This window comes from Escherichia sp. AM3 (genome assembly GCF_032029835.1).
Classification (GTDB): Bacteria; Pseudomonadota; Gammaproteobacteria; order Enterobacterales; family Enterobacteriaceae; genus Escherichia; species Escherichia coli.
In genome coordinates this window covers 1-334 of record NZ_JAVUPQ010000735.1, presented here as the reverse complement: position 1 = coordinate 334, position 334 = coordinate 1, and the positions used below count along the sequence as shown (strand labels likewise).

Genomic DNA, 334 nt, shown 5'->3' with positions numbered 1-334 from the left:
GGCTTATTCAGGCGACGTCGCACTGGCTGCTGACCGCGCGGCCGTATAAGCATCAGGAACGGGATTTTCTGCTCTATCGCTTTAACCGTTTTCAGGCCTGTCGCTACGGGCTGGAAGGCATTCTGACGGACGTACATACCGGCGAGCACAAAACCGTGGCGGAAGATATCGCCTGGCTGCTCGAGCAGGTTGCGCCGTCGGCCGAGAAGCTCGGCGCGACAAGCGCAATCAATGAGATTGCCCTGCTGTTAAAGCAGGGCAAGAGCGAGGCGCAGCGCATGCGGGACTTTATCGCCGATGGCGGCTCGCTGATTTCTCTGGTGCAGAAGCACTG

Annotated in this window: 1 pseudogene; it reads left to right on the top strand. The window is 59.3% G+C overall.

Annotated elements, in window-relative coordinates:
* Window positions 1-334, top strand: a pseudogene (locus RTW80_RS28115) (glutamate--cysteine ligase); the annotation flags it as partial.